Annotated in this window: 11 protein-coding genes; 5 read left to right on the plus strand and 6 right to left on the minus strand. The window is 28.6% G+C overall.

The genetic code is table 11. The features are described from left to right. Positions 1 to 4: 4 nt before the first annotated feature. Positions 5 to 1,243: an imidazolonepropionase gene (gene hutI / locus LXD69_RS11420; RefSeq protein WP_246915507.1), complete on the minus strand. Its 1,239-nt coding sequence runs from the start codon at positions 1,241 to 1,243 to the stop codon at positions 5 to 7. 72 nt (positions 1,244 to 1,315) lie between these two features. On the opposite strand from hutI, the gene corA reads away from it, so the two are divergent. Beyond that, positions 1,316 to 2,386 carry a magnesium/cobalt transporter CorA gene (gene corA, locus LXD69_RS11425; protein ID WP_246915509.1) on the plus strand — a complete coding sequence of 357 codons (1,071 nt, stop codon included), beginning with the start codon at positions 1,316 to 1,318 and terminating at the stop codon, positions 2,384 to 2,386. A gap of 103 nt (positions 2,387 to 2,489) precedes the next feature. Here corA and fumC read toward each other — a convergent pair whose 3' ends face one another. Further along, positions 2,490 to 3,872, minus strand: coding sequence for a class II fumarate hydratase (gene fumC, locus LXD69_RS11430; RefSeq protein WP_246915511.1), 1,383 nt, complete (start codon positions 3,870 to 3,872; stop codon positions 2,490 to 2,492). 125 nt (positions 3,873 to 3,997) lie between these two features. On the opposite strand from fumC, the gene LXD69_RS11435 reads away from it, so the two are divergent. After that, the gene (locus LXD69_RS11435; RefSeq protein ID WP_045966390.1) at positions 3,998 to 4,168 is read left to right on the plus strand and encodes a hypothetical protein; all 171 of its coding nucleotides are present in this window, start codon (positions 3,998 to 4,000) and stop codon (positions 4,166 to 4,168) included. A 66-nt stretch (positions 4,169 to 4,234) separates the two neighbouring features. On the opposite strand, the gene LXD69_RS11440 is transcribed toward LXD69_RS11435, so the two are convergent. Further along, the gene (locus LXD69_RS11440; RefSeq protein WP_246915513.1) at positions 4,235 to 6,703 is read right to left on the minus strand and encodes an outer membrane beta-barrel family protein; all 2,469 of its coding nucleotides are present in this window, start codon (positions 6,701 to 6,703) and stop codon (positions 4,235 to 4,237) included. Between the two features lie 81 nt (positions 6,704 to 6,784). Continuing rightward, positions 6,785 to 7,126, minus strand: coding sequence for an arsenate reductase (glutaredoxin) (gene arsC, locus LXD69_RS11445; RefSeq protein ID WP_045966394.1), 342 nt, complete (start codon positions 7,124 to 7,126; stop codon positions 6,785 to 6,787). Positions 7,127 to 7,213: 87 nt separating this feature from the next. Here arsC and LXD69_RS11450 point away from each other — a divergent pair, with 87 nt between their 5' ends. Then, positions 7,214 to 8,119, plus strand: coding sequence for a CPBP family intramembrane glutamic endopeptidase (locus tag LXD69_RS11450; RefSeq protein WP_246915515.1), 906 nt, complete (start codon positions 7,214 to 7,216; stop codon positions 8,117 to 8,119). A gap of 15 nt (positions 8,120 to 8,134) precedes the next feature. Then, positions 8,135 to 9,190 carry an AMP-binding protein gene (locus LXD69_RS11455; protein WP_246915517.1) on the plus strand — a complete coding sequence of 352 codons (1,056 nt, stop codon included), beginning with the start codon at positions 8,135 to 8,137 and terminating at the stop codon, positions 9,188 to 9,190. A 14-nt stretch (positions 9,191 to 9,204) separates the two neighbouring features. Here LXD69_RS11455 and LXD69_RS11460 read toward each other — a convergent pair whose 3' ends face one another. Both LXD69_RS11460 and LXD69_RS11465 read right to left on the minus strand, forming a co-directional pair. Continuing rightward, a complete protein-coding gene (locus LXD69_RS11460) occupies positions 9,205 to 10,824 on the minus strand; it encodes a M1 family metallopeptidase (RefSeq protein ID WP_045966398.1) in 1,620 nt (539 codons plus the stop codon). A 47-nt stretch (positions 10,825 to 10,871) separates the two neighbouring features. After that, the gene (locus tag LXD69_RS11465) at positions 10,872 to 12,137 is read right to left on the minus strand and encodes a hypothetical protein (RefSeq protein WP_246915519.1); all 1,266 of its coding nucleotides are present in this window, start codon (positions 12,135 to 12,137) and stop codon (positions 10,872 to 10,874) included. Positions 12,138 to 12,586: 449 nt separating this feature from the next. Between LXD69_RS11465 and LXD69_RS11470 the strand changes: the two genes are divergently transcribed. Beyond that, on the plus strand, positions 12,587 to 12,973 hold the full coding sequence (locus tag LXD69_RS11470) for a GreA/GreB family elongation factor (RefSeq protein WP_246915521.1): 387 nt from the start codon (positions 12,587 to 12,589) through the stop codon (positions 12,971 to 12,973). The last annotated feature ends 28 nt before the right edge of the window (positions 12,974 to 13,001 follow it).

The following is a 13,001-nucleotide window of genomic DNA, read 5'->3' on the forward strand; positions in this document are numbered from 1 at the left end:
TTTTTTATGAAATAAACTCTCCATCAATCATTACTTTTTCAATGAGGTTATTTCCAAATTCATAAGGTAATTGATAATAGGATGTGAGTGGTTTTGTGACAATAATATTTGCTTTTTTTCCTTTAGTAATACTTCCATGAGTTTTACTAATTCCCATAGCATAAGCACCATTTATTGTTGCAGCATTAATAGCTTCTTCAGGAGTCATCTTCATTTTGATACAAGCTGTTGCTACAACAAAGTTCATGTTTCCAGATGGAGTAGTACCCGGATTAAAGTCAGTAGCAAGAGCTAAAGGTAAACCAGCTTTTATCATTTTTCTAGCAGGTGTATAAGGAATACTAATAAAATAAGAACAACTAGGTAAAGCAACTGGCATAGTATTACTGTTTTTTAGTACTTCAATATCTTCATCAGTTACAATTTCTAAATGATCTACAGATAAGGCACCTTGCTCTACACAAGCTTTTATTCCTTCAATTGCAGTAAATTGATTTACGTGGATTTTTGGGATTAAACCATATTTTCTTCCTGCTTCCATAATTTTAACAGTTTCATCTACAGAAAAATATCCAGTTTCTAGAAAAGCATCTATATAATCGGCTAAATTTTCAGCAGCAATTTTAGGTAGCATTTCATTAATAATAACATCAATATAAGCAGCATGATTTTCTTTATATTCAATAGGAAAAGCATGAGCACCAAGAAAGGTAGCTTTTATAGGAAGGCTATAATTCTCTTTTAATCGTTTTATTACACGAAGCATTTTTAGTTCGCCATCAATTGTTAAACCATAACCCGATTTTATTTCAACAGCTCCAGTCCCTTGTAGCATCACTTCTTCTAAACGGAGTTTTGATTGTTCATAAATCTCATCTTCAGAAGTTTCATTTAATTTTTTAGCCGAATTTAAAATACCACCACCACGATTAGCAATTTCTTCATACGATAATCCATTAATTCGATCTACAAATTCTTGAATTCTATTTCCAGCATAAACAATGTGCGTATGACTGTCAACCCATGTAGGTAAAATTACTTTTCCTGTAGCATCAATAACTTCAGTGTTTTCAAGTTTCGGACAGTTAGCCATTGTTCCAAAATCTTCAATGATATCATCTTTAATAAGTAAAAAAGCATTATCAATTTTTGGTAATATTGCCATTGCATCACCCGATACTTTGTCTATTGGATTAGTTCTTATTTGAAGAAGTTCTTTTATGTTGATAAAAAGTTTTTGCATGAAATAAAATTTTCACAAAAATAAGCAGCAATTTTTAAAAACACCTATCTTTATGCTTAAAAACTATAAATCTTGAGAAAATTAAGATATAAAAAAGGAAGAAAAGTAAATTCACAACCGTTAGAATATACAGGAGTTTATAAGGATAAGCAAACTGAAATGCAACTTTTTGTATTTAATGAAAAAGAGGTTGACGAATATGAAAAAATATCTGTAAAAGAGTTTAATGAAAAAAAGAAATTTGAATTAAATAATTGGCTTAATATTCATGGCTTAAATGATGTAGAGATCATAAAATCATTGGCAGAATATCTTCAACTAAATAGTTTAATTGTTTCAGACATTTTAAATATTACTAGAGGAACTCGATTAGATGAGTTAGATGATACCTTGTTTTTTAGTGTAAAATCTATCTTGCCAAATGATGACGAAGGAACTATATTGATTGAACAAATTAGTTTTTTACTACAGGATAATTTAATTGTATCTTTTCAAGAAAAGAGAGGTGACTTTTTTACGCATATAAGAGAACGTTTAAGAGGAAACACTGGAATTGTTCGTAAAAAGAAAGTGGATTATTTACTGTATTTAATGCTCGATTCAATTATTGAAAATTTTTATATTACTATAGAAAGCAAAGAAAATAAAATAGAATCTCTTTTATTAGCTTCAAAAACTTCTGATAGTCCAGAAATAATGGAAGAAATTGAGAAGTTAAGGGAGATTTTTCATTTGTTAAAACGTTCTATTACTCCTTTGCGAGATGCGTTATTTACGATTAAAACAATTAAAGATGATGATGAGTTTGATTGTATAGAAACAGCGAATTATATTTTCTTTGGTAGGTTGCACCAAAAGGCATTGGAACTTTTGGAACAAATTGATTACGATATGAAAACTTTAGATAGTGCAAGCAATTTTTTCTATACTGCTCAAAGTCATAGAATGAATGAAGTGATGAAAACATTAACCGTTATTTCATCAGTGTTTTTACCTCTTACATTTATAGCAGGTATATATGGAATGAATTTTAAACATATGCCAGAACTTGAATATCAATACGGATATTTTACTATTCTAGGAGTAATGATTGTTTTAGTATTATTAATGCTTTACTATTTTAAAAAGAAAAAATGGTTTTAGATTCTATGAAAAAGAAAAGTAGTTTAAGCCAAATCTAAAAATACTTTTAGATAAAAGATTGAAGATAAAGTATAAACGAATATAATTAGTAATCTTAAAAAAGTTAAATCATATTTTCAGGTTTTACCCAAAGATCAAAATCTTCTGCTGTAACATAGCCTAATCGAATTGCTTCTTTTTTTAAAGTGGTACCGTTTTTATGAGCTGTTTGTGCTATTTCGGCTGCTTTATAATATCCAATTTTAGTATTTAACGCTGTAACAAGCATTAATGAATTAGCAACTAATTCATCAATTCGTTTGTTGTTAGGTTCTATTCCTTTAGCACAATTCTCATTAAAAGAGTTGCAAGCATCGCCTAATAATTGTGCTGATTGAAGAAAATTAGCAATAATCATAGGTTTAAAAACATTTAATTCATAATGTCCTTGTGTTGCACCTATTGTTATGGCTACATCATTCCCCATTACTTGAGCACAAACCATTGTTAAAGCTTCACATTGTGTTGGGTTTACCTTACCAGGCATTATAGATGAGCCAGGTTCATTTTCAGGAAGTAATAATTCTCCAATTCCCGAACGAGGACCAGAAGCTAGCATTCTAATATCATTAGCTATTTTATTTAAGGAAATTGCTAGTTGTTTTAATGCGGAATGACTTTCAACGATTGCATTATGAGCAGAAAGAGCTTCAAACTTATTTGGAGCAGTTATAAACGGATAACCTGTAAATTTTGAAATATAATGAGCTACTAATGTATCGTAATCTTTAGGTGTATTTAAACCTGTTCCAACAGCTGTTCCTCCAAGTGCTAATTCAGACAGACTTGATAAAGAGTTTTTTAAGGTTTTTAAACCGTTTGCTAATAATTGAGTATATCCAGAAAATTCTTGACCTAAGGTTAAAGGTGTTGCATCCATTAAATGGGTTCTTCCTATTTTAACAATGTCTTTGAAGCTTTCAGATTTATGTTTAAAAGTATTAAGTAGATTTTCAATAGCAGGAATAGTTTTTTCAACAAGCATAATATAAGCAGAAATGTGCATAGCAGTTGGAAAAGTATCATTTGAAGATTGCGATTTGTTAACGTCATCATTGGCTTTTAAAACGGGTTCTGTACCAATTTCTTTCTTCATTAAAAGCTGCGCTCTATTAGCAATAACTTCATTTACATTCATGTTAGACTGTGTTCCAGAACCTGTTTGCCAAATAACTAAAGGAAAATGGTCGTTTAATTGTTCTTCTATTATTTCATCACATACTAGAGTAATTAAATCTCTTTTTTCGGTAGAAAGTACTTTTGATTCTGTATTTGTGTAAGCTGCGGCTTTTTTCAAATAAGCAAAAGCTTTAATTATTTCAAAAGGCATTGATGCTTCTGTTCCAATTTTAAAATTGTTTCTTGAACGCTCTGTTTGTGCACCCCATAATTTATTTTCAGGAACACGTACTTCACCTAATGTGTCTTTTTCAATTCTATATTTCATACTACTTTTTATTATTTAAGAAAAATACAATTTATCAGGGTTTTAAAGAAATAAAAAGTGTTATTATATTGCTAAAAAAAATAAATACTAGTATCTTTGGCATGAATTCATAAATTCCGGAAAACATGTTTGAATTTGATCAGTATTTAGGTTTTTTACTTTTCTTAACCATTTTAACAATCGGGTTTTGGTTAATGATTTTTTTAGCGTCGTTTGTACCTTATTGGTTAGGTGGTGCTATTGTTGAATTAATCAAAGAGAAAAGAGCCAAAAAACAGCAAGAAAGACAAGAATAATAAATAATAATTATTTTTCTTGTTTAAAAATAAAAAAGGACTGCATTTGCAGTCCTTTTTTTTATATTATCCCATGAAGTCATCTCCACCGTTATCGTCTCTTCTCTGATTTTCTCTTTCATTTTTCTGCTTATTAAATCTATAAGTAAAAGAAAGATTAATTTGTCTTTGTCTCCATTGAAATTCTGAATAACTAGTTATATTTTCTAAATTAGTTTCAGAACGTCTTTTTCTAGAATTAAATAAATCGCTAACATTTAATGCAATTGTTCCTTTGTCTTTTAAAACATCTTTGCTAAATGCTAAATTTACACTAGTCATTGATAATCTTTTACCTTGTGCATTATTTTCTGGTGCACTATAGGTTGCATTTGTTTGCCAATCAATTTTGTATGGTAATGTAATTTTAGAAGAAACTCTTGCAAACCAACTTGATGCTACATTATCGAAATTTTGAACGATTTCTTCATTTAATGAATTTATATATCTATAATCTCCTTTTGTTTCGTTTCTATAAAGATTGAAATTAGTATTTAATCTCCACCATTTATATGGAGAATAATTTACATTAAATTCAAAACCAGATCTAAATTCTGTTGCTAAGTTAATGGGCGTTGCTTCAATAACGGGAACACCATCAACGATTGATCCAGATTCTCTTCTGATGAATTGGAACGAATCATCTGTTAAATTAGCATAAACAGAGGTGTTGAATGTTACTTTATTCCATCTTTTTAAATATCCTAAATCAAATGCATTTGTATAAGCAGGATTTAAATCAGGATTTCCTCTAAAAATATTAATTCTACTTGAATAAGTTGAAAAAGGATTTAAGAAACGACCTCTTGGTCTATTAATTCTTTTACTATAGCTTAAACTTAAACTACTTGTTTCCGAAAATTCATAGTTTACAGTAGCAGTTGGGAAGAAATTATTATATTTTTTAGTATTATAATCGTTAACCGAAATTGAGTTTACATCAATATTACTATCTTCAAAACGTAATCCTAAGAAATAAGAGAATTTATTGATCTTTGAACCAAATTGAACATAGAAGGCATTTACATTTTCGTTATATTCTAATAGATTTGAATATAAATCATTTCTAACCCAGTTTCCATTGTCTAATAAATCAATTTGGAAATCAGTTAGGTTTTTTTGAAAACTACCACGATATCCTGCTTCAAAACGAGATTCTTTTCCTATAGGTAATACATAATCAGCTTGAAAAAGATTGCGTTGTTGAGTTTGAGGATTTAATGTTCTTTCAACAAATAATGAACTAGGATCGTTTAAAACTTGATCATTAATTATAGAATTGTCATTTTCTCTGTTTTGAGAGAACGACATATCAATTGTTAATTTGTGATCTTCTTTTTTAAAGTTTTTTGTAAAATTTGTAGCGTATTCAAAAGTTAAATCTTTACTTCTTTGATCGTTAAAACGATTTCTAGTATAAGTAGGATTTCTTAATTCATCAAAATTATAGAAAAATACATTATCTGGATTTTCTCCTCTACTATTCTGTATCGTTAATGAATTTGTCCAGCTAGTTGATTTATTTATAAATAATTCTATTCCAAAGTTTGTATTATATCCTTTGTTTAAACGTTCATTATTTCTTTTTTCATCAATATAGTTTTGAATAACACCATTATCAAAGTAAGTAGAATTATTAAATGAATTCCCTAGAGAAGTTCTATAATTATAACCAGTATTTGAAAATAAATTGAATTTATCACTTCTATAGTTTAAACTTGAACTTACACCATAGCTTTCAGGATCACCAGCAGAAACTACAAACGAACCATTTAATCCTTGTGCTTTTCCTTTTCTTAAAATAATGTTTATAATTCCACCACTACCTTCAGCATCATAACGAGCAGATGGGTTGGTAACAACTTCTACTTTTTCAACAGAGTCTGCTGGAAGTAATTTTAAAGCATCTGCAATATTAATTCCAGCTAAACCAGATGGTTTTCCGTCTATTAAGATTCTAACATTTTCATTTCCTCTAAGAGCAACATTTCCTTCTGGATCAACTGTAACAGATGGAACATTATCCAAAACATCACTAACTGTTCCACCTTTTACCATCATATCTTTTCCTACATTATAAACTCTTTTGTCTAGTTTTATTTCTACAGTAGAGCGTTCCGCAATAACTTCAACAGCTTGTAATTGAGCAATATCAGCTTCTAAATATACAGTACCAAAATCGGTATTAGTATTATATGTTTTATTTTTTAATTCAACAGTTTTGAAAGAAATAAACTCAAATCGAACATTATATGTCCCAGATTGTATTTCAAAGTTAAAATCACCATTTAAATCAGTAACACCACCGCTTAATTTTTCAGGGTTTTTAACATCCTGAAATACAACAGTTGCGTATTCTAAAGGTAATGTAGTTCCTTTTTCAATAATTTTACCAGAAACTTTAATTCTTTTTGCATCTGGTCTTTGTTGAGAAAAAACCATCATTGGTAATGAGAGTAAAAAGAAAAGGGCGGTTAATTTGTAATTCTTTAGCATGATAAATTTGTATGTTTTTCTTTAAGACAGCAAATTTATGTTTAGGTTTAATCTACACTTCCCAATAGTATGTTAAAAAAACTATAGAATTTTGTTAATCATTTCTAAAGGTCGTGCTATAACTGCTTTATTATCATTCACAACAATAGGTCTTTCTATTAATTTAGGATGATTTAACATAGCGTCAATTATAGCCTCATCAGAAAGTTCTTTCCCTTTATAGTCATCAATCCAAATTTTTTCTTTTACTCTTACTAATTCAATAGGTCTTATTCCTAATTTTTTTATTACGTCTTTCAATTCTTCTTTAGAGAAAGGCTCGTCCATATATTTTCTTAATATAAAAGGCTTGTTGAAAGATTCAATTTCGCATAAACCTTCTCTCGATTTTGAACATCTTGGATTGTGGTAAATTGTTATCATAATAGTATAAATTTTAATACAAAGGAAATGATATTATTGTTTGTAACAAAATACTCTTAAATTTGACTGATTAAAAAAAATAAAAATATGTACTTAGAACAAGTAAAAAAATTCACTGCCAATCCTATTTTGTATTTTATATTTCCTATTTCCTTTATTGGTTTAATAGCAGCAAATTATGTGGCAAGTGAAGGAGTAGATACTAATGAATTACTACAACAAATGATTAACTCCGTTGGAGTTAATGGTGCTTTTATAATGCTTATAGCACCACTTTCTGTAGGGATATTTGCTATTTGGTTTTGGGTTAAGTTTATTCAAGGGCAATCTATAAAAAGTTTAACAACATCAAGAGCGAAAGTAGACTGGAAACGTATCTTTTTTTCTTTTTCACTATGGAGTTTAATTACTATAGGAATGACCTTATTAGCCTATTACTCAACACCAGAAGATTTTGTATGGAATTTTAATCCTCAAAAATTTGCAATATTTTTTTTAATAGCTATAATTTTAATTCCATTACAAACAAGTTTTGAAGAATATTTGTTTAGAGGTAATTTTTTACAAGGATTAGCATTGGTCACAAAAAGTAGATTAGTACCATTATTAATTACTTCAATATTATTTGGGCTTATGCATATTGCAAATCCAGAAGTAGGGAAAATAGGTTTAATAATCATGGTTTATTATATTGGAACAGGTTTGTTTTTAGGAATTTTAACCATAATGGATGAAGGATTAGAACTAGCTCTTGGTTTTCATGCTGCTAATAATTTAGTAGGAGCACTTTTAGTTACTGCTGATTGGACTGCTTTTCAAACACATTCTATTTTAAAAGATGTATCCGAACCATCTGCTGGATTCGAAATTATATTTCCTGTTTTAATTGTTTTTCCTTTGTTGTTATTATTGTTTTCAAAAGTTTATAAATGGAAAAATTGGAAAGAAAAACTAACAGGACCATTAGAAATCAATAAAGGAGCTGAAATTTAATAGAAAGAATAAAAAATGATGGTAACGCATAAAAACGTACATAATAGATTTAAACTCAATGGATATCATTTTAGTTATGATGATTTATGCAGAGTAGCATATTGTTTTATTAAAGAAGGAAATGAAAATGAAAGATATGTAGGTGAATTTCTATTAGAATGGTTAGATGATAGTTCATTTTTAGAAGTTCAAACATCAGGTACAACAGGAGTTCCAAAAATAATTAAGCTTGAAAAACAAGCCATGATTCAATCAGCATTAGCTACGGGAGATTTTTTCCAATTAGAACCAGGAAATTCTGCTTTACTGTGCTTATCTGCAAAGTATATTGCAGGGAAAATGATGCTTGTAAGAGCCATAATTTTAGGATTAGAGCTTGATATTGCATTGGTAGACGCTAATCCTTTAGCTTTAGTCAATAAAGAATATGATTTTGTAGCAATGGTTCCGCTACAAGTTGAAAATTCATTACAGAAATTATATACAATTAAGAAATTAATTATTGGTGGAGCTGCTTTATCAAAACCATTAATTCATAAGATAGAAAAAATAGATGTAGAAGCTTATGAAACATATGGAATGACTGAAACAATTACACACATTGCAGTTAGAAAAATTGGAGATGAAAATTTTAAAACATTACCTAATGTAATAGTTAAAGTAGATGCTCGAAATTGTCTTTTAATTGAAGCACCAAAAATTATTACAGAAGAAATAATAACTAATGATATTGTTGAAATTATTTCAGAAAAGGAATTCAAATGGTTGGGTCGATTTGATAATGTGGTTAATAGTGGAGGAGTGAAGCTATTTCCAGAACAAATAGAAGCTAAGTTGCAAGGCACTATAAAAGATCGATTTTTTATTAGTAGTGAAAAAGACGAAAAATTAGGTCAAAAACTTATATTAGTCATAGAATCAGAAGAAAAAGAATTACCACTTTCATTTTTTGATGCATTGGATAAATTTGAAAAACCCAAAGCTATTTATTTTATCCCAAAGTTTGTTGAAACTAAAACAGGGAAAATAAACAGGAAATTAAGTTTAGAAAAACAAAAAGGAGCTAATTAGCTCCTTTTAAATTTTTATTGATTCACTTTAATGAAAAAGTGATTTGTTAAAACTTCTATATCATTAAGATTTGGAATTACTTCTTTTGATTTTTGCCATTCATTAGTAGCATCCAATCTCATTTTTTTACCTTCAATCATAATATCTACAGGCATTTCAAAGTTAGGTACATTAGTTATCCATCTATATTGAAAACGCTTTTTATACTTTTTAAATTCAAGTTTTGGAATAGTTGTATATTGAAGATATTGTTCAAAAATAGGAGTTAAGTTACGACCAGTTTCTTTATTGAAAAAATCTACAACTGTTTTAGTATCAATAATTTGTTTTCTAAAAGTTTCTGAATATTTTAAAATAATATCCCACCATTTTTCATCATTGTTTACTACGTGTCGCAATGTATTTAAAAGCAAAGCACCTTTATAATACATATCACCACTTCCTTCATTGTTTACACCATATTGACCAATTATAGGTTTGTCATTTTGCACATTTTGAGACTGACCATTGATATATTTCATGGCAGCATCATATCCTTTCATGCATTCAACAAATACGGTTTCGCTATAAGTAGTAAAACTTTCATGAATCCACATATCAGCAATATCTTTACTTGTAACGCTATTACCAAACCATTCGTGACCTGTTTCGTGAATAATAATAAAGTCAAAGTTCATTCCTTCACCAGTTCCCGATAAATCTCTACCTAAATATCCTTTTCTATATTTGTTACCATAAGCAACAGCACTTTGATGTTCCATTCCTAAATAAGGAGTTTCTACTAATTTATAGCCATCTTCCCAAAAAGGATAACGACCAAATTTAGCTTGAAAACATTCCATCATTGGTTTAACATCGGCATCAAAATGATTTTTAGCTTTTTCTTCATTTTCTCTTAAAACATAATAATCTAAATCTAAATTATCCATTTTGTCCTCAATATGAACATAATCTGCAATATTTACTGTTATGGTATAATTGTTAATTGGATTTTTTACTTCCCAATTCCAACGTGTGTAGCCATTTTTTAAATCTTCAGATCCTTTGAAACGTCCATTTGAAACATTCATCAATCCGTTCGGAACGGCCACTTTTATAGTTGCACCATTATTAGGTTCGTCTGTTTGAGAATCTTTCACAGGATACCACAAACTAGCACCTGTTCCTTGAACTGCTACTGCTACAAAATGCTTATCGTTACTATCTTTTTTAAATACAAAACCACCATCCCAAGGAGCATTTTTTGCTACTTTCGGTTTTCCCGAATAATAAAAACGCACTTTATCATTAGTATCTTTTGCTAATTCCTTTGGAAAACTAATAAAAACAGCATCGTAATCACGTTCATACTTTAGTTTTTGATCATTCCAAACAATAGAATCTACATGCATATTATCAAATAAATCCAATTGAATTTTTGAAGTAGGTTCTACTACATTAAAAGTAATATCATTATATCCAACAATACTTCTTTCATCTGGATTAATTTTAATATTCAAATCATAATGCTGCACATCAAAACAATTACGTTCAAAGCGTAATCCTCCATGTAATGAATCTCTACGAGTAAAGTTTTGTGCTGATAATTGTTGCAAACTAAGTGCAAGTATACTTAGTAAAAGTGTTTTTTTCATTTGGTACGTTTTGATAATAAGTTGTTAATTGTAAACATGAGTTACAATTAATCTTTATAATATTCAAAAATTCTTGTTGCAATTATTGTAGGTGTATCTATATCATTAGTTAAGTACATATAGCATTTTGTCCAATTACCATACTTATCATATTCATACTTGTAATATTTATCATTATTATGGGATACTAAACCTCTTTTTCCAGGAGGAGGCAAAAACTCATGCTTGTATTTTTTACTCGTTATATCTTCGTGCTCGTTGTAAGTTATTATTGTTGTATCATTTAAAAAACGTCGATACAATTCGTCTTTAAATCTATTGTCAATAAAAATTTCTTGCTTTTCTAAATACCCTTTGGTAGGGTGATAGGTAAACTTCTTTGTTTGTACTGCAATTCTTTTGCTTTCATCTTCTGGGTCTATACAACTTACTATTTCTTCTGTTACTCTATTATTATTGTTGTACTTAAAATTAACTTTAGGTTCTCGAGAAATACCTAAATTCACATAATCAAAAGATTGGGATCTTAGACTTTGTTCAGCCATGGCATAGGTTAATTCTATTATACGATCTTTATCATCATATTTATAAAACGTTGTTTCGTCCCAATCTTCTTCTTTTAAATCTTTATACTTCGTTTTCTCTTGTTGCAAAGGAAATTTCTCCCATTTTTGCCTGTATATAGAATCACACATATAGAATCTATTCTCTTTTATTCTTCCTCCTTTCTCATCTATTATGTACCAATTCACATATTCATCAAAATCGGTTCGATCAAATTCCTCCCATTCATAAATTTTATATCTATTTAATTGCAATTTATACAAATCCCCACCCATATAATGTTTATAACTGTATTTGGGTTTATAATTATATTTTTCCTGTATACCTATGGTGTCTCTAAGCCAATTATCTGGAAAAGGTGATACTGTAGTATCAATACTTTTTAAGAACTTTGGCACCAAAGAATCATATTCCATATTATTTTCACCATTACCATACATTTCATAACTTCCAGGTATTAATCCCTTTTTATCATATTGAAGAACTCCTTGAGCTAATATGTAATCATGATCATGTTCCCTAAATGAAAAAAAATTTTTATATACTTTTTCTTCATATTTTCCTGTTCTGTTAATTACCTTATATTGTATTATTCTCTTAATAGGCCCTTTCAAATTTTGAGAAATACCAGGATAATTACAATCTATACCTCCACCCCAATTTTCATTTACATTCTCTTTTTGAGAAGAACACTTAATAAATGTTAGACTCAAAATGAAAATAACAAGATTTTTAAATATCGTTTTCATATATTTTATTTTCAAAATTTAAATATAAGAGTTTGGATTTAAAATTTTATAATTTAAATAAAATAAGATTTTAATTATGAGGTAAAGGATACTAGTACAACTTTACTTTGGTATTAAAGAATAATGAATTGTTAAATATTTTTTAATCGGATAAAATAGCTTTAAATTTGAAATTATTTATTTGAAATGAATCGGTTTAATCTTTTTACCATATGTATAGTTCGAAGTTTTATCACTTTGAATTATTTGCATGATGATTCTTTTTTAAAAAGTTCTAAAGACTTCATTAAATAATCCCTGTCAAGCCCATGGCAGGGAAAATTCTATTTTCTTACTCAAAATAAATAATAATCATTTGCTTTTTGATGCTTTTGTGCTGAATTCAATTTTGAATTTAGTTGGGTATTTATTTAGGTTTTATTAAAGCATTTGTAAAAAAAACAGAAATAATGAATCAAGATATTGTATTGACAACAGGAATTTATGACTTAATTAAAGATTTACTAAGAAGAAAAAAAGTAACACCATTTGTAGAAGATCAATTAATAGTACAATTAAAACGTGCCAAACAAATTAGACGCAGAGAATTGCCCGATAATGTAGTTACTATTGATTGCAGAGTCACTATTAAAGATCTTAATACGAATGAATTGCAAACGTTTACCTTTGTAGCTCCCTCAAAAGCTAAAAGAAGAAATAATACGGAGTCAATTGTAGGTGAAGTAGGATTAGCTTTAGTTGGAAATAAAATAGGAGATCAAATAAAATGGGATTTTGGAACAGGAGAAAAAAACATTGAAATTGTTAATGTAGAAAAATTTCAGAACAAGCAGTAATAGAGCCAAAATATAATTTTAGTTAAGT

It is taken from the genome of Flavobacterium sediminilitoris, assembly GCF_023008245.1.
Classification (GTDB): domain Bacteria; phylum Bacteroidota; class Bacteroidia; order Flavobacteriales; family Flavobacteriaceae; genus Flavobacterium; species Flavobacterium sediminilitoris.

Excerpts from the sequence above, each read along its gene's own strand:
- LXD69_RS11440 (WP_246915513.1), bottom strand. The coding sequence starts at position 6,703 with ATGCTAAAGAATTACAAATTAACCGCCCTTTTCTTTTTACTCTCATTA.
- LXD69_RS11435 (WP_045966390.1), top strand. The coding sequence starts at position 3,998 with ATGTTTGAATTTGATCAGTATTTAGGTTTTTTACTTTTCTTAACCATT.
- fumC (WP_246915511.1), bottom strand. The coding sequence starts at position 3,872 with ATGAAATATAGAATTGAAAAAGACACATTAGGTGAAGTACGTGTTCCT.
- LXD69_RS11455 (WP_246915517.1), top strand. The coding sequence starts at position 8,135 with ATGATGGTAACGCATAAAAACGTACATAATAGATTTAAACTCAATGGA.
- hutI (WP_246915507.1), bottom strand. The coding sequence starts at position 1,243 with ATGCAAAAACTTTTTATCAACATAAAAGAACTTCTTCAAATAAGAACT.
- LXD69_RS11460 (WP_045966398.1), bottom strand. The coding sequence starts at position 10,824 with ATGAAAAAAACACTTTTACTAAGTATACTTGCACTTAGTTTGCAACAA.
- arsC (WP_045966394.1), bottom strand. The coding sequence starts at position 7,126 with ATGATAACAATTTACCACAATCCAAGATGTTCAAAATCGAGAGAAGGT.
- LXD69_RS11470 (WP_246915521.1), top strand. The coding sequence starts at position 12,587 with ATGAATCAAGATATTGTATTGACAACAGGAATTTATGACTTAATTAAA.
- LXD69_RS11465 (WP_246915519.1), bottom strand. The coding sequence starts at position 12,137 with ATGAAAACGATATTTAAAAATCTTGTTATTTTCATTTTGAGTCTAACA.
- LXD69_RS11450 (WP_246915515.1), top strand. The coding sequence starts at position 7,214 with ATGTACTTAGAACAAGTAAAAAAATTCACTGCCAATCCTATTTTGTAT.